Annotated in this window: 21 protein-coding genes; 9 read left to right on the top strand and 12 right to left on the bottom strand. The window is 30.2% G+C overall.

Annotated elements, in window-relative coordinates; all coding sequences use genetic code 11:
* The first annotated feature begins 132 nt into the window (after positions 1–132).
* The 5 genes from UXY25_RS05400 to UXY25_RS05380 all read left to right on the top strand — a co-directional run bounded on the left by UXY25_RS05400 (position 133) and on the right by UXY25_RS05380 (position 7,439).
* Positions 133–3,396, top strand: coding sequence for a T9SS type A sorting domain-containing protein (locus UXY25_RS05400; RefSeq protein ID WP_320814984.1), 3,264 nt, complete (start codon positions 133–135; stop codon positions 3,394–3,396).
* Between the two features lie 86 nt (positions 3,397–3,482).
* Positions 3,483–4,484, top strand: a complete 1,002-nt coding sequence (locus tag UXY25_RS05395) for a glycosyltransferase (protein ID WP_320814983.1) — start codon at positions 3,483–3,485, stop codon at positions 4,482–4,484.
* A 1-nt stretch (position 4,485) separates the two neighbouring features.
* Positions 4,486–5,073 (top strand): dephospho-CoA kinase, encoded by a 588-nt coding sequence (coaE, locus tag UXY25_RS05390; protein WP_320814982.1) that lies wholly within the window; start codon positions 4,486–4,488, stop codon positions 5,071–5,073.
* Between the two features lie 71 nt (positions 5,074–5,144).
* Positions 5,145–6,728 carry a HAMP domain-containing sensor histidine kinase gene (locus UXY25_RS05385; protein WP_320814981.1) on the top strand — a complete coding sequence of 528 codons (1,584 nt, stop codon included), beginning with the start codon at positions 5,145–5,147 and terminating at the stop codon, positions 6,726–6,728.
* 12 nt (positions 6,729–6,740) lie between these two features.
* On the top strand, positions 6,741–7,439 hold the full coding sequence (locus UXY25_RS05380; protein ID WP_320814980.1) for a response regulator transcription factor: 699 nt from the start codon (positions 6,741–6,743) through the stop codon (positions 7,437–7,439).
* A gap of 35 nt (positions 7,440–7,474) precedes the next feature.
* On the opposite strand, the gene miaA is transcribed toward UXY25_RS05380, so the two are convergent.
* The 8 genes from miaA to UXY25_RS05340 form a co-directional block, all read right to left on the bottom strand.
* On the bottom strand, positions 7,475–8,398 hold the full coding sequence (gene miaA / locus UXY25_RS05375) for a tRNA (adenosine(37)-N6)-dimethylallyltransferase MiaA (protein ID WP_320814979.1): 924 nt from the start codon (positions 8,396–8,398) through the stop codon (positions 7,475–7,477).
* Positions 8,391–9,230 carry an ion transporter gene (locus UXY25_RS05370; RefSeq protein WP_320814978.1) on the bottom strand — a complete coding sequence of 280 codons (840 nt, stop codon included), beginning with the start codon at positions 9,228–9,230 and terminating at the stop codon, positions 8,391–8,393. Before UXY25_RS05370 ends, miaA begins: the two co-directional genes overlap by 8 nt.
* 18 nt (positions 9,231–9,248) lie before the next feature.
* Entirely contained in the window at positions 9,249–10,610 is a 1,362-nt protein-coding gene (locus tag UXY25_RS05365) for an exonuclease domain-containing protein (protein ID WP_320815500.1), read from the bottom strand.
* Between the two features lie 103 nt (positions 10,611–10,713).
* A complete protein-coding gene (locus UXY25_RS05360) occupies positions 10,714–11,364 on the bottom strand; it encodes a YggS family pyridoxal phosphate-dependent enzyme (protein ID WP_320814977.1) in 651 nt (216 codons plus the stop codon).
* Positions 11,365–11,366: 2 nt separating this feature from the next.
* Entirely contained in the window at positions 11,367–11,864 is a 498-nt protein-coding gene (locus UXY25_RS05355; protein ID WP_320814976.1) for a hypothetical protein, read from the bottom strand.
* Between the two features lie 3 nt (positions 11,865–11,867).
* Positions 11,868–13,085, bottom strand: a complete 1,218-nt coding sequence (locus tag UXY25_RS05350; protein ID WP_320814975.1) for a DUF1015 domain-containing protein — start codon at positions 13,083–13,085, stop codon at positions 11,868–11,870.
* A 79-nt stretch (positions 13,086–13,164) separates the two neighbouring features.
* A complete protein-coding gene (locus UXY25_RS05345) occupies positions 13,165–14,055 on the bottom strand; it encodes a 3-hydroxybutyryl-CoA dehydrogenase (RefSeq protein WP_320814974.1) in 891 nt (296 codons plus the stop codon).
* A 334-nt stretch (positions 14,056–14,389) separates the two neighbouring features.
* Positions 14,390–15,358, bottom strand: a complete 969-nt coding sequence (locus UXY25_RS05340) for a Gfo/Idh/MocA family oxidoreductase (RefSeq protein ID WP_320814973.1) — start codon at positions 15,356–15,358, stop codon at positions 14,390–14,392.
* Positions 15,359–15,456: 98 nt separating this feature from the next.
* Between UXY25_RS05340 and UXY25_RS05335 the strand changes: the two genes are divergently transcribed.
* Positions 15,457–16,098, top strand: coding sequence for a protein-L-isoaspartate(D-aspartate) O-methyltransferase (locus UXY25_RS05335; RefSeq protein ID WP_320814972.1), 642 nt, complete (start codon positions 15,457–15,459; stop codon positions 16,096–16,098).
* On the opposite strand, the gene UXY25_RS05330 is transcribed toward UXY25_RS05335, so the two are convergent.
* Entirely contained in the window at positions 16,099–16,461 is a 363-nt protein-coding gene (locus tag UXY25_RS05330; protein WP_320814971.1) for a helix-turn-helix transcriptional regulator, read from the bottom strand. It abuts the gene before it with no gap.
* Positions 16,462–16,478: 17 nt separating this feature from the next.
* On the bottom strand, positions 16,479–16,931 hold the full coding sequence (smpB, locus tag UXY25_RS05325; RefSeq protein ID WP_320814970.1) for an SsrA-binding protein SmpB: 453 nt from the start codon (positions 16,929–16,931) through the stop codon (positions 16,479–16,481).
* A gap of 93 nt (positions 16,932–17,024) precedes the next feature.
* On the opposite strand from smpB, the gene UXY25_RS05320 reads away from it, so the two are divergent.
* The 3 genes from UXY25_RS05320 to UXY25_RS05310 all read left to right on the top strand — a co-directional run bounded on the left by UXY25_RS05320 (position 17,025) and on the right by UXY25_RS05310 (position 20,156).
* Positions 17,025–18,467: a choice-of-anchor B family protein gene (locus UXY25_RS05320; RefSeq protein ID WP_320814969.1), complete on the top strand. Its 1,443-nt coding sequence runs from the start codon at positions 17,025–17,027 to the stop codon at positions 18,465–18,467.
* 1 nt (position 18,468) lies between these two features.
* Positions 18,469–19,779 (top strand): hypothetical protein, encoded by a 1,311-nt coding sequence (locus tag UXY25_RS05315; protein ID WP_320814968.1) that lies wholly within the window; start codon positions 18,469–18,471, stop codon positions 19,777–19,779.
* A gap of 95 nt (positions 19,780–19,874) precedes the next feature.
* The gene (locus UXY25_RS05310) at positions 19,875–20,156 is read left to right on the top strand and encodes a hypothetical protein (RefSeq protein WP_320814967.1); all 282 of its coding nucleotides are present in this window, start codon (positions 19,875–19,877) and stop codon (positions 20,154–20,156) included.
* A 31-nt stretch (positions 20,157–20,187) separates the two neighbouring features.
* Here UXY25_RS05310 and UXY25_RS05305 read toward each other — a convergent pair whose 3' ends face one another.
* Both UXY25_RS05305 and UXY25_RS05300 read right to left on the bottom strand, forming a co-directional pair.
* Entirely contained in the window at positions 20,188–21,033 is an 846-nt protein-coding gene (locus UXY25_RS05305; protein WP_320814966.1) for an aldose 1-epimerase family protein, read from the bottom strand.
* Positions 21,030–21,581, bottom strand: a complete 552-nt coding sequence (locus UXY25_RS05300; protein WP_320814965.1) for a GNAT family N-acetyltransferase — start codon at positions 21,579–21,581, stop codon at positions 21,030–21,032. The genes UXY25_RS05305 and UXY25_RS05300 overlap by 4 nt, the downstream gene beginning before the upstream one ends.
* Between the last annotated feature and the right edge of the window lie 78 nt (positions 21,582–21,659).

The following is a 21,659-nucleotide window of genomic DNA, read 5'->3' as shown; positions in this document are numbered from 1 at the left end:
AAAGGTTTGAGTTTTACTCAAGCCTTTGTTTTTTGTCGGTGTTTTAGTACGTTTTGCCGATATTAACATATTGACTTCGTGTAACGTAAAGGGATAATGTTTACTTTTATTAATAATTTAAAAATAAACTATATGAAAAAAATTACTTTATTATTTACATTTTTAATAGCTTTTGGGTATTCGACCTATGCACAAGTTAGTGCATATGCGTTTTCTCAAAGTGTGGGAACTTATACTCCAATTAGTGGAGGTACAATTGTTGCAACAGCTACTGGAGCTTCAGGAGCAGCGTCTCTTGATGATTTAAATTATTCTGCAATTCCTATACCATTTACATTTAATTTTGATGGAACAGGATATAATGATTTGACAATAAATACAAATGGACATGTTGTATTTGGTACAGCAGGTGCTACTGGTAATTATACTCCAATTTCAGGAACAGGTACTTATTCTGGTGCTATTTCTGCAGCTGGAAGAGATTTAAATTCGCTTTTTAACATATCTGGTTATACTGGTGAAATCCGTTATGAGACTCTTGGGTCAGGGTCAAGCCGTACTTTTGTGGTTCAATTTTCAAACTTTAGACCATGGTCAACTTCAACTTTAACTACTCCTATTTGGAGATGGAATTTTCAGATTAGATTAAATGAAACTACAAATGTTATTGATATAGTTTATGATTATAATTTTGTTGGAGCACCAACAGCTTCTACTACAACAAATGAAGTTGGTTTACGAGGAGCAAATAATACATTTGCAACAAATGTAAATAATAGGTTAATAACAACTGGTACACATACTTGGGCTACAAGTGCAGCAGGTACTACAAATGCTTCAAAATGTGCTTATAGCACTACTTTATTACCAGTTTCTGGTAGAATATTTACTTGGACACCACCAAATCCTTGTTCAGGAACTCCAGTTGCAGGTACCGTATCACCGCCAACTCAAACACTTTTAGTTGGGCAAGCACCTGCTGCATTAGTTGCGAGTGGGTATAGTTCTGGTGTTACAGGATTAACTTTTCAATGGCAAGAATCTGATGATGATGGTGCTGGTGATGCTTGGGCAAACGCGGTAGGTGGTACAGGAGCTACAACAGCTTCTTTTACTCCTCCGGCTTTTTCTGGAACACCAATTTACTATAGATTATTAGTAACTTGTACAAATTCTGCTTTATTTGCAAATACGACTTCTGTTTTATTAACGAGTTGTTCTACTGTAACAGCATTTACTGAAAATTTTGATGGAGTTACAACTCCTGGTTTTCCATCATGTTGGGCAAAAGTAGGTACAACAGGTTCTGTGTCAACTCAAACGGCAAATTCAAACTCTGCACCAAATACATTATACATGTTTGCTACTAGCGGAACTACGCGTCCTGTATTAGCAATGAAACCAGTTTCCAATTTAGGAGCTGGTACACATAGATTACGTTTTAACATGAGAGCAAACTCAGCAATTAATGGTGTTGTAGAGTTTGGTTATCTAACAAATCCATCAGATGCAACAACTTTTGTTTCACTTGGAACTGCTACTGCTGCTGCATTAACTTATGCAGAGTATATTATTACACCTGCGGCTGGTTCTTACACTAATTATCCAGCTTTTAGACATACTGGAGTTCCAGCAAATAGTCTTTTGATTGATGATGTTAAATGGGAACCAGTTCCAGCTTGTTTAGCGCCAAATACATTATCAACTTCTAACATTACTTCTACATCAGCAAATTTATCATGGATTGATGGTTCTGGAGGTTCTATTTTTGATTATGAATATGTTGTTCAAGCTCAAGGAATAGGTATGCCTGCAGGAGCAGGAACTCCTCTAGATATCAGTTCTTTTCCATTACCTGTAACTGCAGGTTCTTTAACTGCAAGTACTCCTTATGAGTTTTGGGTTAGAGCAAATTGTGGTGGAAGTGGATTTAGTACTTGGACTGGTCCTATTAATTTTACAACTGCTTGTGCAACTTTAAATACTTTCCCATTTACTGAAACATTTGAAGTAGCTTCAACTTCTAGATCTTGTTGGTCAAATAGTTTTGTTACAGGGACTTCGAATTGGACTTATGCAACTGGTTCAAGTGGAGGTACTATTACTACTGCTTTTGCTGGTACTTTAAACGCAAGGTTTGTTTCTGTTTCAGGAACAGCATCACCTGTTACTAAATTAGTTTCTCCTACTTTTAATTTAACATCACTAACTGCTCCGAGATTAATTTTTCAATATGGACAAGAAGATTGGGCTGGTGATCAAAATGAATTAAAAGTTTATTATAGAATAAGTGGAACAGATCCATGGGTACAAATTGGATATTACACTACTAATGTTGCTTCTTGGACAGAAGTTATTTTAGCTTTACCTGCTCCATCTGCTACTTATCAAATTGCTTTTGAAGGAATTAATAATTGGGGAAGAGCAAATGTTTTAGATAATGTTACAATTGAAGAATCGCCTGCTTGTGCTAACCCAATTGGTTTAGCTATATCTGGTTTAACAGACACTGCTGCTACTATTTCATGGACAGCTACAACAGGTAGTTATCAATATGTTTTAGACATGATTGCAACTGATCCTGCAGGTCCTGGTACAGCTTTAGCTTCAGAAACGTATAATGCTAGTAGTTTAACACCATCAACTACTTACTATTTTCATGTAAGAACAGTTTGTTCGGGACCTACATATAGTACTTGGTCTACTATTTCATTTACAACTCCAGCTACACCACCAGCAAATGACAATTGTTCAGCTGCTCAGGTTTTAACTCCAGGAGGTGTGTTTGCTGATAATGCAGTTATCGGAACTACTGTAGGAGCAAATACTGTAACAGGTTTAACTTATGGGTGTCAAACAAATAGAGCGAATGATGTTTGGTATAGTGTTGTAGTTCCAGCATCTGGAACAATTTCAATTGAAACTCAAGCTGATGGCGCTTCAGCATTAACAGATACTGTTTTAAGTGTTTTTAGTGGAGCTTGTGGTTCTTTAGTTGAAGTTGGTTGTGATGATGATGGAGGTACTGGTACTTTTTCACTTTTAAATTTAACTCAACCTGCTGGTTCAACTTTATACATAGGAGTTTGGAGATGGGGATCAGCAACTAATGGAACATTTACTGTTTCTGCTTACGACGCTTCATTAAGTTCAAACTCATTCGATTCTAATGCTTTCTTAGCATATCCGAATCCAGTGAAAGATGTTCTTAATTTAGAATATAATTCTGAAATATCTTCAATTAAAGTAATGAACTTACTTGGACAAGAAGTTATCTCAAGAAACATAAATGCTAACTCAACTCAAGTTGATATGTCTCAGTTAAGTGCTGGTGCTTACATTGTAAATGTAGTTATTGGTGACGCTGTGAAAACAATTAAAGTTGTTAAACAATAATAAATTCTTAAAAAAAAAAATATTTTAAAGTCCCACATTTGTGGGACTTTTTTTATTTTAAAACTATCTTTGTTAAAATTTAAGTCATGGTTTTTTCGTTTATTATTCCAGTATATAATCGTCCAGATGAGATAGATGAACTTCTTCAAAGTTTAGTATTATTAGATTTTGAAAACAACTTTGAAGTAGTAATTATAGAAGACGGTTCTTCAATATCATGTGAGCATATTGTTGAAAAATATAATAAAGACTTAAAAATTTCTTATTTTTTTAAGCCAAATTCTGGCCCTGGAGATTCAAGGAATTATGGAATGCAAAATGCAATAGGTGATTATTTTTTAATATTAGACTCAGATTGTATTTTACCAAGTAATTATTTAAAAGAAGTTGAAAAAGCATTAAAGAATGAATTTGTAGATTGTTTTGGAGGTCCAGATAAAGCTTTAGATAGTTTTTCAGATATACAAAAAGCAATAAACTTTACAATGACATCTTTTCTAACTACAGGAGGAATAAGAGGCGGAAGTGAGAAAATTGGTAAATTTCAGCCTAGAAGTTTTAATATGGGGCTTTCTAAGTCGGCTTTTGAAGCTTCTAAGGGATTTGGTAATATTCATCCAGGCGAAGACCCCGATTTGTCAATTAGACTTTGGAATCTAGGTTATAACACAAAACTAATTAAAGAAGCTTTTGTTTATCATAAAAGAAGAATTGATTGGAATAAGTTTTATACTCAAGTGAATAAGTTTGGAAAAGCCAGACCTATTTTAAATAAATGGTATCCAAAACATTCTAAAATTACGTATTGGTTTCCATCGTTATTTTGTATTGGATTTATTTTAAGTCTGTTCTTTTTTATTTTTAGTATTTCAATTTTTATAAAATTGTACTTTATTTACTTTGTCTTGTTAGCTATAAATGCATTGATTGAAACGAAATCAATTAAAATAACAAGTTATGTTGTTATTGCAACAACAATTCAATTTTATGGATATGGAAAGGGTTACTTAACCTCTTTTTTTAATTTAAAAATATTAAATAAGTCACCTGAAAAAGCACACCCTGAATTATTTTTTAAACTGAAATAATATGACAAAAATTATTGGATTAACAGGAGGTATAGGAAGCGGTAAATCTACCGTTGCATCTTATATTGCTTCAAAAGGAATTCCAGTTTATATTGCAGATGAAGTTGCTAAAAAAATAATGAATAGAAAGTCAGTTGTTCTTGAAGTTTCGGCAATTTTTTCAGAAAAAGTTCTAGATGATAAAAATAAATTAGACCGTAAAAAAATTGCATCAATTGTATTTAATAATCCAGAGAAATTAAAAGAATTAAATGCAATTATTCATCCAAAAGTAAAAACACATTTTTTAAATTGGCTAAAAAGACATAAAAATCACCCTTTTGTTATTAAAGAAGTTGCTATTTTATTTGAAACAGGTGGGGATAAAGATTGCGATGCGGTTATTTTAGTTACAGCTCCTGAAGAATTAAGAATTCAAAGAACTATTTTAAGGGATAATAGTGATGAATTAAGTGTAAGGGAGAGGATAAAAAACCAGCTTTCTGATGAGGTTAAGAAAAAAAGTAGTAATTTTATTATTAATAATGTAAAATTAGAGAATACTTTAAAAGAAATTAACAAAGTGATTGAAATTTTGAAGAATTCGTAAAAATGAGCTTTAATGTTAATCTTTGGTTAATGTTTTTTAACTTGAAATGTTAAAAAGTTAAATTTGTATCGATGAATAAGCAAAGATTCCGATTATTAGTATTTTTAATGAGTTTGTCATTAATCGGCATAATTGTAGTTCAATTATACTGGATTAATACATCTTTAACAGTAAACCAAGAACAATTTAAGAACCACGTTCAACAAGTTATTGGTAATGTTGCTGAAAATTTAAACAATCAAGAGTTTATTTCATTTATTACAGATTACAATAAATTAAAAGATAGTATTGGTGAAGAACCTGAAAGAAATGTTTTAAAAGAAATATTCTTTTATGAGAGAAATACAAATACTAATGAAACCATAATATATACAAATACAGTTATTGCTGAGAATTATGGTATTAATGGATCGTTCTTTGATAAAAAAGCCGACAGTATAAATGTTGGTAATATAGTATCTAATAGAAAAACTGAAATTTATAACGGAAACGGAATTGATAACTCATTAATTGAGTTAAACAAAATGCCCGATGTTACTATTAAAAAAACAGGAAGTGTTACCGCATATGATAAGGCTCAATTTGAGGTAATGTTTAAAGATATGGTTGCTCAAAGACCTATTCAAGACAGAATTTCAAATGAAAAATTACAAAAAATATTAAAAGAAGAATTAGATAAATATGGTGTTAAGACACCTTTTGAATTTGGAATTTACAGTAATGGATTAGCAACAAAAATCCGTTCAGATAGGTTTAAGTATGATAAGAAATCAACTTATGGGATTCCTGTTTTTCAAGATAATGAAGATAGAAGCATGTATCAACTATTGGTTTCTTTTCCTCAAAAAAACAAATTTGTTTTCTCTTCTATTTTAGGAATTACTTCACTGTCATTACTATTTACATTAATTATTGTATTGACATATTCAAGTGCTTTAAATCAGTTGATTAAGCAAAAACAAATTTCAGAAATAAAAACTGACTTTATAAATAACATGACGCATGAGTTTAAAACTCCTATTGCAACTATAAATTTAGCTTTAGATGCTATAAAAAATCCAAAAGTGATTAATGATCATGAAAAGGTAATGCGTTACCTTCAAATGATTAAAGATGAAAATAAAAGAATGCATGCACAGGTTGAAAATGTTCTTAGGATTTCTAAATTGGAAAAAAACGAATTAAATATTTCCAAAGAACCAAGAGATGTAAATGAAATAATTGAAGACGCAATTGTTCATGTTGGACTTATTGTAGAGGATAGAGAAGGACAAATAAATGTTCATTTTAATGCAAAAAGAACAACAATATTATTAAATGAAATGCATTACACTAATGTCTTGGTAAATATATTAGATAATGCAATTAAATATTCTCCTGAAGCACCTATAATTGATGTTTATACTGAAAATATTAAGGATTCAATTTTAATAAAGATTCAAGATCAAGGTTCAGGAATGAATAAATTAGCTCAAAAAAGAGTTTTTGAAAAATTCTATAGAGAGCATACAGGAGATATACATAATGTAAAAGGTCACGGTCTTGGTTTAGCTTACGTTAAGCAAATTATAGACGACCATAACGGAGAAATATACGTTGAAAGTGAAAAAGGAAAGGGTAGTACCTTTATCATTAAAATGCCATTAATAAATTAAAAATTAAAAAATATGGAAGCTAGAAAAATTTTATTAGTTGAAGATGACCCTAACTTCGGAGCTATTTTGAAAGACTATTTAATGCTAAATGACTTTGATGTTACTTTAGCCAAAAATGGTATGGAAGGATTTGAAAAATTTAAAAGGGAAGTTTTTGATTTATGTATTTTAGATGTTATGATGCCTTATAAAGATGGGTATACATTAGCAAGAGAAATTCGTGAAAAAAATCAGGAAGTGCCAATTATATTTTTAACTGCAAAAACATTAAAAGAAGATGTTTTAAAAGGGTATAAAGTAGGTGCAGATGATTATTTAAATAAGCCTTTTGATTCTGAAGTTTTATTGATGAAAATTAGAGCTATCATGACTAGAAAAGCTTCTGAAGTAAAACCAGATACTACTAAATTTGAATTCATTATTGGTAACTTCCATTTGAATTCAAAATTAAGATTCTTAACTTACTTAAAAGAAGAGCCAATTAAGCTTTCTCCAAAAGAATGCGAATTGCTAAAGATGTTAGCTTTACATGAAAACGATTTAATGCCTAGAGAATTAGCACTAACAAAAATATGGAGAGATGATAATTATTTTACTTCTCGTAGTATGGATGTTTATATTGCCAAATTAAGAAAGTACTTAAAACTAGACGAAAACGTTGAGATTTTAAACATTCACGGTGAAGGTTTTAGATTAGTAATAAGAAAATAATTTAATAAAAAAAGCTCTGCAATTGCAGAGCTTTTTTATTTTATATCCTTTTCGATTTCCTTTATTATCATTTCTGTTTTAAATGGAAATGTAAACCATTTTGTGTTTTCTGTTCGTTTAAACCAGGTCAATTGTCTTTTTGCAAAACGACGTGTGTTTTTCTTTATTTCTTCAACAGCTACTTCTAAAGTTGTTTTATGGTCTAAATAATCAAACAATTCTCTATAGCCGACGGTTTGTAGCGCATTTAAATTTTTATGAGGAAAAACGGTTTCAACCTCTTTTAGTAAACCTTCATTCATCATAATGCCTACTCGTTGCTCAATTCTATCGTACATTAATTCTCTGTCAGCTTCTAAGCCAACAATAATAGGTGTGAAATTACGCGTGTTGCTTTTCTTCTTTAAAAACGAAGAATAAGGCTTTCCAGTTCCAATACTAACTTCAACAAAACGTTTCATACGTTGTGGGTTTTTAAAAGTTTGGGAATTGTTTTCTGCTATATAAGTATAATACTCAATATCTAATTCTTTTAAAGTGTCAACTAAGTAGTCAAGTCCTTTTTCTTCAAAATCAGCATTTAGTTTTGTACGAATGGCTTCATCAATACTTGGAAAATCATCAAAACCATTTAAAACTGCATTTATATATAATCCTGAGCCACCAACCATAACTTGAACATTATTTTCTTGAAATAAGTTATCTAGTTTCTCAATGGCTTCTCGTTCAAAATCGCCTACATTATAATTTTCTAAAATAGATTTATTTTGAATGAAATGATGTTTAGCAGCGGCTAACTCTTCTTTTGAAGGGACAGCAGTTCCTATTGAGGTTTCCTTGTAAAATTGTCTGCTATCGCACGAAATAATGTCACAACCAAAATGTTGCGCTAATTGAATACTTAAAGCTGTTTTACCAATTGCTGTTGGGCCAATAATTGTAATAAGATAATTAGTCATTTAGTAAATGATTTCCGCAATTATAACAATAGTTAGCGTTTTTAGGCTGATTTTTTGCGCCACAATCAGTACAAGATTCATCAGAATTGTTTTTTTCTTTCTCATTACCTTGTTTTGCAATTTCAGCAGAAACAATACCTGTTGGAACAGCGATGATTCCGTAACCTAAAATCATTACAAAAGAGGCTAAAAACTGTCCAAAAGGGGTTACAGGAGATATGTCTCCATAACCTACGGTTGTTAAAGTTACAATGGTCCAATAAATACTTGTTGGTATACTTGTGAAACCGTTTTCTCTTCCTTCGACAACATACATAACCGAACCAATAAGAATTGTACTGATTAGTACAAAGTAGATGAAAACTATTATTTTCCCTTTACTACCAATTAAAGCATCTTTTAGTTGATTGCTTTGACCTGAAAATTTAGGGTGATTTAATATTTTAAATAATCGAAGTAATCGAAGTGCTCTTACAATTGATAATATACTTGAACCTACAAAAATTTGCGCTATGTACATAGGCAATGTTGCAATCAAATCAATTATTCCATAAAAGCTAAAAATGTATTTTATAGGTTTGTTGATGGTTATGATTCGTAAAAGATATTCAATAGTGAAAAATATAGTTATTACCCATTCTATTATAATTCGTTCATCGTGATATTTAGCTTCAAAACCTGCAACAGTTTCCATCATAGTTAAGAAAACACTCAATAAAATAAGACCGAGCAAAATTAAATCAAACAATTTCCCAGATACAGTATTGGTACCATATATGATAATATAGGCTTGTTTTCTAAATTTTTGATATCTTGATTTTACTTCACTCATTCTTCAAAAATACTAAATTTAAAATCGAATTATTTTTAAAGCTTTCTTTTTTCTTATGTACGATTGAATTATGGTTTTAACATCCTTATTATTCTGCATAGAAATAATAATTTTTTTCAAAACTTCAATATTGGTAATTTGATAATTTAAATCATAAAAAGCATAACCTTTGTAAACTCCATTCTCAATAAGTACAGCAGTTCGTTCGCTTTTAGTTCTTCCTATATCTATAACAACCATGTTTTGATTCTCAAACGAATTTTTAGCAATGCACTCTTTGACCCTAATGTTATAATCTTCTGGCGATTCTTTATCAATACAAGCTCCATAACATTGTTCAATATCATATTGAAAACAACTTTTTTTAGTGTCGTATAAACCGTTTATTTTTTGACAAAGGTTAAATTGTTCTGTCATTCTGAATAAAGCATTTTTGGCGTCTTGTGTAGTTGTAAAAGATGTAATTTCTTTTTTTCTTCCATCTGATTTGTCAATATTAAAAGCCAAGTAACCTTTTTCATTTTTCTCCACATACAAAGCCCATGGAAATAATGTTTTTCGTTGTGCTCTGTTGTATATAGGTTTGTTGATTTTTATTTCTTCGCTTTCTTTTAATAAAGCAACCAACTCACTTCCAGTTTCTTCAAAAGTAACAGCATATACGTCGCGTTGCATTTTTTTGCTTTTTGCGCTTGTTCCTGTAAAATGCTGATTGATTCTTTTCTTAATGTTTTTACTTTTACCAATGTAAATGATATCGCCTTTTTCATTATGAATGTAGTAAATACCTGTTTTAGAAGGCATTGTTTCTACTAAATCTAATAATTTTGGACTTAAACCCGATTTTACTTCGGTTCTAATGAAACTTCTTACTATTTCTTTGGTAGAATCTTTTGAAAGTAGAAGTTTAAATAGTTTTACGGTTGCTAATGCATCTCCACTTGCTCTATGTCTATCAGTAACCGGAATTCCTAATGAGCGCACTAACTTACCTAAACTATAAGAAGGTTGTTCTGGAATTAATTTTTTTGATAATTCAACCGTACACAAAGTCTGTTTTTTAAAATCGTAACCTAATCGTTTGAATTCGGTTTTTAAAATTCGATAATCAAAAACAGTATTGTGTGCTACAATTATACAACCTTCTGTAATTTCAATAATGCGTTTAGCCACTTCATGAAATTTTGGTGCAGAACGAAGCATAGCATTATTAATACCAGTTAGTTTTACTACAAAGGGTTGTATGGGTTTCTCTGGATTTACCAAGCTTATGAATTGGTCTACAACCTCATGACCATTGTATTTATAAATGGCTATTTCGGTAATTCCTTCTTCATTATATTGTCCACCAGTGGTTTCTATGTCTAGTATTGCGTAAATATGTTCTCTTTTTTGTGTTTTGTCATTTCGACGTTAGGAGAAATCTCACTTATATGCCTAATGTGATTTCTCCTAACGGCGAAATGACAAAGTGAATTATACTTTATCTCGTTCCAAAGATACTACTTCCTATTCGAACCATAGTGCTTCCGCAAGAAATGGCAAGTTTATAATCGCCAGACATTCCCATTGAAAGAGTATTCAGTTGATAGTTTTCAGTATTCAGTTTGTCAAAAATGGTTTTCAAATTTTTAAATTCTTTTTCAATCTGCGTTTGATTATCTGTAAACGTTGCCATTCCCATTAAACCAACAATTTTTATGTTTTTAAGTTTTTTAAATTCATCAGAAACTAGAATTTCATTCAATTCATCTTCATCTAAACCAAACTTGCTTTCTTCTTCGGCTATAAATACCTGAAGTAAACAATCAATTACTCTATTGTTTTTTGCGGCTTGTTTGTTGATTTCTTTCAAAAGTTTAAAGCTATCAACACCATGAACTAAACTCACAAATGGCGCCATGTATTTTACCTTATTGGTTTGCACATGACCTATCATATGCCATTTAATGTCTTTTGGCATTTGTTCCCATTTATCTGCCATTTCTTGGATTTTGTTTTCTCCAAAAATAAGCTGACCAGCATTATAAGCTTCCATTAAATCTACAATAGGTTTGGTTTTAGAAACCGCTACAAGTGTTACATTTTCTGGAAGTTGGGTTTTTATGTTATTGAGGTTGGTTGCTATTGACATATTTAAAATAATATTTTATCTTTTTGAAAAACTCTTTTTAAATTATTAGAAAGTTCTTTCTCTTTAATATTTAAAAGTGAATATCTCAAAAATATTATATTTCTTCCCATTGTTCTAAAATTTAATAAAAAACACTTTTTAATATAAGAGGAAGATAACTGTTCCTTTATTTTTTTAAAACTATTAAAATGTATTACTAATAGTTTTCCATTTCCATGATAACTATTACTAATAAGTTGTATTGTATTTATATCTATTTTTAGGTTTAAAACACAATATATTATTTCACTTTCTCTAATGATTAATACAGGTTGCTTTTTGAATATATAAATGAAATTTACGATAAAAAATATATTATGGAATATAAATAGAAAGAAAGGAAGTGTTAATAAATAAACATCTTTATAAATCCCAATTATAGCAATAATAATCTGACATAATACAAATAGAAATAATAATATTACTTTATAATTCTTGAAGTAAATATTTACATCTTTCATAATCTAAAGTTCATAAACCACAAGTCCACTTCTAAACTTAGGCTCAATGTATGTGCTTTTTGGAGGCATAATTAAATTATTGTCGGCAAAAGCTTTAATTTCATTAATATTAGAAGGATACAACATAAAACCAACAGCAAATTCACCTTCGTCAACCTTTTGTTTAATTGCCGTAACTGATTGTTTTCCTGAGATATAATCAATACGTTCATCGTTACGTAAATCACCAATGGCTAATAAAGGTTCTAAAACCGTATCGTATAAAATTTGAGCATCGAGTTTTTGTTTTATTCCTTCTCGTTTTTCTTTGTGTTTGAATATTAATGCGTAGAACTTATTATCCAAATACATTCCAAACTCTTTTTTGTTTTGTGGTTTCCAAAGTTCTTGTTCTTTAGATTCGATTTCAAAATTCTCTTTCAACTTACCCAAAAAAGCTTCTTTGGAATAGCCGTTTAAATCACGAATGATTCTATTAAATTCATAAATTTTCACATTGCTTTCGGCAATTAAAAAACTCATAAAATAATTTAGGTTTTCATTGCCTAAATGTTTGTCTTGCTCTAAAAGCATTTCTGCCGAAGCCGAACGATGATGTCCGTCGGCAATATATAAATTGGGAATTTCTTCAAAATGATTTTCAAGCCAATCAATATCGCTTTGAGTATCTATTTTCCAAAGCGTATGTTTTTCCTTATTTGTAGTAGAAAATTCATAAATGGCTCTATTTTTCTTTTTCAATAAAATCCATGTATTTATTTCTACACTATCTGGATACGTAATTAAAACTGGTTCAGTATTGAAACGCGTTTGATGCAAGTAATCTTTAAACATTTCTACACGATATTGTAACGTGTCTTCGTGTTTTTTAATTACATTGTTTTTATAATCTTCAACCGATGCGCCTGCAACAATACCAGTAAAAACATCTGCTTTTGTTTTTATTTCATACAAATAAAACGCCGGAATTTCATCTTCGACAAAAACCTCATTGTTTTTAAAATCTTGAAATTTATTGGCAACTCCTTTAAAACGCTTCTCTAAACTAATGTTGTTCACATTTTGATAGGCCGGATTTATAATGTGTAAAAAGGAATACGGATTAAAGTTTAACCAAGCAGCAAGCTCAGCAGCACTATAATCTTCATAGTTTCTACACGTTACAAGTCCAACTTTATCGGTTGTAGGACGAACTGCTTTAAAAGGGATTATTTTTGACATCTTTTGAGTGATTAGTAAATAGTGAATAGTAATTAGCTTATTTAGCTAGAACTATTCACTAATCACTTTTTACTTTTTACTATTTACTAAATTGAGAAGAAACTTTCTCAGCTTTTCTGCTTTCTGCATAATCGTAGAAACCTTCACCAGATTTTGCGCCAAGTTTTCCTGCCATTACCATATTTACTAATAAAGGACAAGGTGCATATTTTGGGTTTTTGAATCCGTCGTACATAACGTTTAAGATAGCTAAACATACGTCAAGTCCAATAAAGTCAGCTAATTGTAATGGTCCCATTGGGTGACCCATTCCTAATTTCATAACTGTATCAATTTCTTCTACACCTGCAACACCATTGTATAATGTTTCAATTGCTTCATTAATCATTGGCATTAAAATACGGTTAGCCACAAAACCAGGATAATCGTTAACTTCAGTTGGCGTTTTTCCTAATTTGACAGATAAATCCATGATGATTTTTGTTACTTCATCAGAAGTAGTATAACCACGAATGATTTCAACCAATTTCATAATAGGCACTGGATTCATAAAATGCATTCCAATTACTCTTTCTGGATGCACCACTTGTGCCGCGATTTGAGTAATAGAAATAGAAGAAGTGTTAGATGCTAAAATTACATTATGGTCGCAAACTTCGCTTAGTTGCTTGAAGATGCTCATTTTTAAACCTACATTTTCTGTAGCAGCTTCTACAACTAGATCACAGCCTACAACACCATCTTTAATGTCAGTGTATGTAATGATATTAGCAATCGTTTTGTGTTTATCATCTTCAGAAATAACACCTTTAGTAACCATACGGTCTAAGTTATTGGCAATTGTTGCCATACCTTTTTCTAAAGATTTTTCAGAAATATCAATTAATTTTACAGTAAATCCTGATTGAGCAAATGTGTGAGCAATTCCGTTACCCATTGTTCCAGCTCCAATTACAGCTATTTGTTTCATTTTGTTTTTAGTTTAAAATATTGTATAAAGTATAAATTGCAATACAAATTAGTGCAATAAAACTTCCAAATTCAATTGTTTTTGATATTATGGTTATTATGTTTTTGTTTTTATCAGATAAGTTTTTATAAATTATGTCTAAAATGAATCGAAGTGTTCCAAGAAATAATATAATTCCAAAAAACCAAGCTAAAATTAAAAAAAGTTCTCTTTCATTACTATTAGAATAAGATATTACCTGCGTAAAAAAATATACGGCATAAATTAAAATTAATAAATATAAAATTGGCTTTAATCTATTATTTAGAGTTATTATAAAATCTTTTCTTGTCATTTATTTTTTTTCCATTGAGTCAATAATCATGTACGCAACGCGTAATGCTTCTGTACCGTCTTCTAAAGTTACAATAGGAGTTGTGTTATTGCTTATAGCATCTGCGAAAGCATTCAGCTCATCTAAAATGGCATTGTTTGGTTCAACACTTGGATTATCAAAATAGATTTGTTTTTTTTCGCCTTCTGCATTTTGTAAAATCATATCAAAATCACCAGGAACTTCTGGAGCATCTTTCATTTTTACAATCTCACAAACTTTATCTAAATAATCTACCGAGATGTAAGCATCTTTTTGAAAGAAACGTGATTTACGCATGTTTTTCATTGAAATTCTACTCGAAGTAATGTTGGCAACACAACCGTTTTCAAATTCAATACGTGCATTTGAAATATCAGGGGATTGACTCAAAACAGAAACGCCACTTGCATGAACTGCTTTAACTTTTGATTTTACAACACTTAAAATAGCATCGATATCATGAATCATTAAATCTAAAACCACAGGAACATCTGTTCCACGGGGATTAAACTCAGCTAAACGATGAGTCTCAATGAACATTGGGTTTAGAATTTGATCTTTCACCGCAGTAAAAGCAGGGTTAAAACGTTCTACATGTCCCACTTGACCTTTTACGTTATATTCTTTAGATAATGCAATAATTTCTTCTGCTTCTTCAACCGTTTTGGAAATAGGTTTTTCTATGAAAACATGTTTCCCTGATTTAATTGCAACTTTTGCACATTTATAATGTGATAAGGTAGGTGTTACAATATCTATAACATCAACAGCATGTATAAGTTTTGCAATAGTATCAAATTGTTTGTATCCAAATTCAGCTGCTACCTTCTTTCCATTTTCATGATTTTCATCGTAGAAGCCTACTAATTCGTATTTTTCAGATTGATTCAATAATCGTAAATGTATTTTTCCTAAATGACCAGCACCTAGTACGCCAACTTTTAACATAATAGAGTATTTTCAACAAAAATAACAATTAATTGATAAAATAAGATTGATAATTGTCTTTTTGTTTTCTATTTTTACAAAAACAAAACTCCCTTAAATTGAAAGACACCTCAAAACATCAAGGTCTTAGAAATCAGCTGGCTAAACTGCTTGAAGAAAAAGGAATTACTGATAAAAATGTATTAGAAGCAATAAAAAAAATTCCACGCCATTTGTTTTTAGATTCAAGTTTTGAAAATTTCGCATACCAAGATAAAGCTTTTCCAATTGGAGCAGACCAGACCATTTCTCAGCCTTATACAGTTGCTTTTCAAAGTGAGTTGTTAGAAGTTAAAAAAGGAGATAAAATTTTAGAAATAGGAACAGGAAGCGGTTATCAAACAGCAGTTTTATATGCTATGGGGGCAATTGTTTATAGTATAGAAAGGCAAAATAAATTGTTTAAAAAAACCTCATTGCTGTTGCCGAAATTAGGATATAAACCAAAAAAATTAATATTTGGCGATGGGTATAAAGGTTTGCCCGAATCAGCTCCTTTTGATAGCATAATTGTTACTGCTGGCGCACCTTTTATTCCAAAGCCTTTAATGGCGCAATTAAAAATAGGAGGTAAGTTGGTTATTCCGTTAGGTGAAAAAAATCAAATAATGACGATGCTAGTTCGTAAAAATGAATCTCAATTTGAAAAGCATGAATATGGAGAGTTTCGATTTGTGCCTCTTTTAGAAGATAAAAATTAACTATTTTAAATTAGTAAGTTTTTGTTTTAGAATTTCAATTTCGTCTAAAATAGAAGCAATTTTTTCTTTGTTTTCATGTTTTACGACATCAAACCCTTTTTCGTTAAAAAGTTCTGTAATGGCTTGAATAACAAACGGATTTAGTTCAAATTCATTTTGAATTTTAACTTTGTACCATACAACTAATGTTGTTTTTAAATTGAGATTTAAAATTTCAACTAGTTTTTGAACTTGGATTTTTGTTGGAATTCTATTTCCTGTTTCAAATTTACTTATTAATGCTTGGTCAATTGAAGTTAGTTCAGCTAATTTTCTTGTTGAAAATTGTTTTTCAAGTCTAGCATTTTTAAGTATTTCTTTCAAAAGGAAATATTTAGAGGTTAAAAGTTCTTTTTAATTCTATCAATTTCTCTTTTAGAATCATTTTCTTTCATTGTTTCACGTTTATCATAGTTCTTTTTACCTTTACAAAGAGCAATTTCAATTTTTGCCATTCCTTTTTCATTGGTATATAAACGTAATGGAACAATAGTTAATCCTTTGTTGTCACTGTCTTTATGAAGTTTTTTAAGTTCTTTTTTATTTAAAAGTAATTTTCGTTCACTTTTAGCTTTATGATTGTAGTGTGTTCCATATAAATATTCTTCAATTGTTGTATTTATTAAAAAAAGTTCAAGATTGTGAAATTCACAGAAACTTTCTGCAATAGAAGCTTTACCTAAACGAATAGATTTAATCTCAGTTCCTGTTAATACAATACCTGCGTTGTACTTGTCAAGTATTTCATAATCAAAACGAGCTCTTTTATTAAGTATGTTTATGTTTTTTTGCATAGAGTACAAATGTAGAATATTTTGAATATATTTTCTGAATTAATCTTCATTAAAAATTGTATATTTGATTTCCCAATAAATATATAACTACTAATGAAATTTAAAATTACATCCCTTTTATTGTTATTTTCTATAACTTTTTCTGCTCAAACTATTTGTTCTGCAGGTTTTGCAGGTGTTTATCCTTGTAATAAAATAGATTTAATGTCTCAATTAACCGCAATTCAATTAGGGGGTACTGTTTCAACCGAAGCTAATGATATTTGGGGTTGGACTGACCCTTTAAACAATAAAGAGTATGCAATTATAGGCTTAACTAGCCATACTGCATTTGTAGATATTTCCGTTCCAACTTCTCCTGTTTATTTAGGTAAATTGCCTACAGCTAGTGTGAATAGTATTTGGAGAGATATTAAAGTGTATAATAATCATGCTTTTATTGTGAGTGAGGCTTCTGGTCATGGTATGCAAGTTTTTGATTTAAAAAGATTAAGAGGTGTTTCTACTCCACAGACTTTTACTGCAGATTATCATTATACTGGTTTTGGAAGATGCCATAATATAGCAATTGATGAAGTTAATGGTTATGCTTATGCAATAGGAACTAGAACTTATGTTCCTGGCAGTAGCGGAGTAAGTAATGGAGGAGGTCCACATATTATAAATATTCAAACACCAGCAACTCCTGTTTTTGTAAATGAATATAACGCACAAGGATATTCTCATGATGCACAAATAGTTGTATATAATGGCCCAGATACAGAACATGTTGGAAAACAACTTTATTTTGGGTCAAATGAAAATAAAGTAGTAGTAGTAGATGTAACTAATAAATTGGCACCCGTTTTAATCTCAAGCTTTACTTATACAAATACAGCTTATACACATCAAGGTTGGTTAACCGGAAACCATAAATATTTTCTTTTAGGTGATGAAGTTGACGAACAAACTTTTGGTTTCAATACTAAAACTGTTATTGTTGATATGTCAAATTTAGATGCTCCTGTTTTAAAATGGAACTATAGTGGACAAACTGCAGCAATTGATCATAACGGCTATACAAAGGGAAATGATTTTTATTTAGCTAATTATAGAGCAGGAATTAGAATTATGGATATTTCAGATATTGATAATACTAATATGAATGAGATAGGTTTCTTTGACACTTACCCTTCGAGTAATTCCAATCAATTTAATGGAGCTTGGAGTGTTTATCCTTATTTTGCAAGTGGTTCTATTATTATAAGTGATATTGAAAGAGGATTGTTTATAGTAAAGAAAAACGCAGTTTTAAGTAATAATGACTTTACTACTTCAAATATTTCTTTATATCCAAACCCTACAAATGGATTGGTTAATCTAAGTTTAGATATACCTATTCAAAAAGTTGAGGTTTTTAATTTATTAGGCGCTAAAGTAATGTCAATGAATAATTTTAATTCAAACAATGTTCAATTTAATGTGAATGAGTTGGCTTCTGGAATGTATATATTGCTTGTAAATGATTCTATTTCACAAAAATTAATAGTAAAATAAGATGAAGATATTTTCAGTTATATTAAGTTTTTTTTTATTGTTTTCATGTACTGATGATTATAACGGGAGTCAAAATAATTTTAATGGAGAAGTTCAATGGGTTAAAACTTTTGGAGGTGCAGACGAAGAAATAATTAGAGGAGTTTGTGCTACTTCTGATGGTGGAGTTGTAGTTGTTGGTAATACAAAAAGTTCTGGAGGAGACATTACAGATAAAAGATACTTAGAAGAAGATATATGGTTGTCTAAATACGATGTAAATGGAAATTTACTTTGGAGTAAAACTTATGGTGGAAATTTAGATGATTTGGGATATAGTGTTATTGAAAATGATGATTTATCACTAACTGTTGCCGGTTACAGTAAAAGTAGCGACGGAGATGTTCCAACTAATCTAGGAATGCACGATTTTTTTATTTTTAAGACAGATAGTAATGGTAACTTAATTTGGAAAAAAAGTTACGGTTTCATGAGTCACGATCATGCACATAAAATTATTTCTACTTCAGATAGAGGTTATTTTGTTACGGGTTATGCAGATTATTCTGGTATAGTTCGTTCGGCTAATGTTATTCTACATGGTGTTGGAGAGTATTATGGGATAAAATTAAACTCAGTTGGTGAGAAAGAATGGGATATTTATTTTGGAGGTACACAAAATGATAGAGTATTTGATGTAGTTGAGTCTAAAGATAAAGGTTTAATTATGGTTGGTTATTCAGAAAGCTCAGATTTTGACGTAACTGATAATCATGGTGGTTATGATTACTGGGTAATTAAAATAAATTCTACAGGAAATTTAGTTTGGAAAAAATCTTTTGGAGGTTCAGGCTTAGACCAAGCTTATGGAATTGCTAAATCAATTAATAATACTTATTTAATTGCAGGGACATCAAATAGTACAGATGGAGATATTTCATCAAACAAAGGAAATAATGATGTGTGGGTTATTAATATTGATGATAATGGAAATAAAATTTGGGATAAATCTTTTGGAGGGACAGGATTTGATTTTGCAAACTCTATTAAAGCTATGTCTAATGGTAATTTTGTTATTTCTGGTCATACCCGAAGCGCAGATTTAGACATTAATGAAAATAAAGGTGAAAATGATTTTTGGGCATTAACAATAAGCCAATCAGGATATTTGTTATGGCAAAAAACATTTGGAGGTTCTAGTTATGATTTTGCTTATGACGCAACAGAAACTGCCGATAATGGAATTGTAATTGTAGGAGAAACAGAGAGTAATGACTATGATGTAATAGAAAACAAAGGAATAAAAGACTTGTTGATTATTAAAGTTAAATAAAAAAGAGAGCTGAAAAGCTTTTTTTTTATTTAAAAATCAAATTGTTTTAAAAAAAAGCCTAACTTTATGTTAAACTAACCAACTAATTATTGACTATGACTGCGGAATACCAAATTATAGATAAAGAATCAATCCCAACTTTGTCATTTCCTAATACTGAAGTGTTGGAAGAAATAGGTGCTATAAAACAAAGAAAACAGGATTTAGATAGAGCTTCAACCTTAGGAAATATTGAGCATGTTAAAATGAAAATCTATTTTGAAGATGATTCATCTTATAAAATGGTTGAAACGACAATATGGGGAGTTACTGACAATAGAGTAATTTTAAAACAAGGAGTTGTGATACCCGTGAATAGAATTCATAAATTAATTTAAAATACTAATCCTGTTGAAAAACAGGATTTTTTTATATTTCAATTTCAATTTTACATTCAAATGTACAATTTGGTTTTAAAATTTGAATCCCTTTCTTTTCAAATATTTTTCCAGTAGTGTTGACGTCATCTGCGTAACCAGTCCATGGCTCTATGCACAAAAAAGGAGCTTTGAGTTTTTTCCAAATTCCTAAATGCGGAAAATTATAAAAGTTTATTTTTATAAAATCTTTTTTTAAATGCCTAAGTTTTATGGAGTTTGATTTTATATTTTTAAAAACCAAAGCATCATTTTCAAATAGGCTTTCCGTTAAAAACAAAGTGTTATTATTGTTTTCTATTTTTTGGGTAACGCCAGAGAATAAACCATTGTCTAATTTATGCGTTTTAAAGCTTTCTAAGACATTAAACTCTAAAGAATACTCATCTGTATTAAGCGGTAAATTAAATGCCGGGTGAGCACCTATGTTAAATGCCATTCTAACTTTAGAATGATTTACTACTTTATAAGAAATGATAAGTTCATTAGCCTTGAGTTCATAGTTTATAAATAATTCAAAATGAAACGGATAGTTTTTTAAAGTAAATTCATTTGATTTTAAACAAAATAGGGCAGAAGCTTCTTTTTGTTCAATAAGTTCAAACTCACAATCTCTTGCAAACCCATGTCTAGTTAACGAGTATTTTTCATCATCAATAGTAAACTCATTATTCTTTAAACTTCCAACAATAGGAAATAAAACGGGCGAAGTTTTGTTCCAATATTTTTCGTCAATTTCCCAAATGTAGTTGAAGTCATTTTTGGATAATGAAATCAATTCAGCACCCAAACTATTTATAGACGCTGATATTTTTGTATTTGAAATAGTAACTATCACTTTTTGAAATTTCTTTTTAAAATACTGTAAATTACAGTGTCTGTAAATTCATTGTTGTAGAAAAAATTTTCTTTAAAATGCGCTTCTTTCGTAAAGCCATTTTTTATTAAAACGCGTTCAGAGCTAACATGACGAGAATCTATAGTAGCTTCGATAGAGTGGAAGTTAAGTTGGTTGAAAGCAAAGTCTAAAAGTGTATTTACCCCTTCGGTAACATAACCTTTTCCTTTATGTTGAGGTAGTATCATATAACCTAATTCGGTTCTAAAATGTTCAGGTTGTGTTCTAAAAAAGCCTATTATTCCTATGCATTTATCACTATTTTTTTCAGTTACAGCCCAATTAATGTCTAAATTCTCGTCAATTTTATCATTAATCATTTTTATATGAGCTAAAGCACCTTCTATATCTAAAAGTAATGGTCTTGGTATAAATTTCATTGTTTCGGGATTGCTTCGTAACTCTAAAATTGCTGGTGCATCTTCATTTGTTAGTTTTCTAAAACGTAAACGTTCAGACTTTAGTTCTGGAAAAGGTTTAAACTGCATTTTTTATGAAAAAATTAAGGTTTCAAAACAAAAATAACGATTAGTATTCTTTCTTTTTTTTGTTAATTTGTTAAATAT

The organism is Flavobacterium sp., assembly GCF_034111225.1.
Lineage (GTDB): Bacteria > Bacteroidota > Bacteroidia > Flavobacteriales > Flavobacteriaceae > Flavobacterium.
This window is presented reverse-complemented; position numbering and strand designations above follow the sequence as displayed.